The organism is Mycobacterium sp. E2497 (genome assembly GCF_001668695.1).
Classification (GTDB): domain Bacteria; phylum Actinomycetota; class Actinomycetes; order Mycobacteriales; family Mycobacteriaceae; genus Mycobacterium.
In genome coordinates this window covers 1-859 of the sequence record NZ_LZKD01000052.1, presented here as the reverse complement: position 1 = coordinate 859, position 859 = coordinate 1, and the positions used below count along the sequence as shown (strand labels likewise).

The 859-nt window shown below is 65.4% G+C and carries 1 protein-coding gene and 1 pseudogene; one reads left to right on the top strand and one right to left on the bottom strand.

Features of this window, described 5'->3' with window-relative positions; all coding sequences use genetic code 11:
- On the bottom strand, window positions 1–618 hold a 618-nt coding region (locus A5713_RS04440; protein WP_197516291.1), incomplete at its 3' end, for an AI-2E family transporter.
- Here A5713_RS04440 and A5713_RS28650 point away from each other — a divergent pair.
- Window positions 617–859 (top strand): annotated as a pseudogene (locus A5713_RS28650) (hypothetical protein); the annotation flags it as partial. The gene A5713_RS04440 and the pseudogene A5713_RS28650 sit on opposite strands and share 2 nt — an antisense overlap.

Here is an 859-nt window from a genome sequence, read left to right as displayed (position 1 = left end):
CGTGGAGCCGTAGGGAAAAAGGTCCAAGACGGCGACCACGACACCCAGCAGGACCGCGTAGGGGACATCGAGCAGGACACACCACACGAACGTGGCGAACCCCGCGATGACCGACGTCAGCACGTTCCCGAAGAGATAGGCGCCGAACTTCGCCACCACTTCGTCGCCGATCAGGATGGCGCGCGGCCGACGGGAATTGGGCATGAGCCGGTAGAAGCCGGCCCGGATCCGGCGCATGTCGGCCAGGAAGTAGATGGTCAGCATCGCCACGATGCCGATGTGGGACAGGACACCGAACACCTCCGACCCGGTTCTGATGATCCCCGCGAAGGTGAAGCGGCCGGACCCGTTGACCATCTCGGTGATCCGCTGTTGCAGATGGACGCGCTCGTCGAGCCTGCCGATGAGCGACGAGCGGTCTTGGATGTGCTGCAGATAATGCGGCAGTTGCTCGACGAGCTGGCGTGCCTCCTGCACCAGCGGGGGAATGGTCGCGGCCACTGTCCCTGCGATGAGGGCGAACACGAGAGTCACCACGACCGTCACCGCCGCCCACCTCGGCAGCTTGTGGTTGACCAGCCACGACACGGCGGTCTCGAGCCCGAGCGCGAAAAACATGGCCACACCGATCAAGACCAGCACCGACGACATCGACCCGAGAACGCGGACCGCCCGGTTGCGTTCCGAGGAACATCGCTTCGGCCGGCGCGGCGAGCGGTTCGACCGGCGTTCCCCTTTCGTCATGGGAATGACCGCCGCGGCCGGCGTGGCAGTGACCTATGGGGCGGTCCGCGTTCTCGGGTCGATGTCGTCGGTGCTGGTCTTGATCGGTGTGGCCATGTTTTTCGCGCTCGGGCTC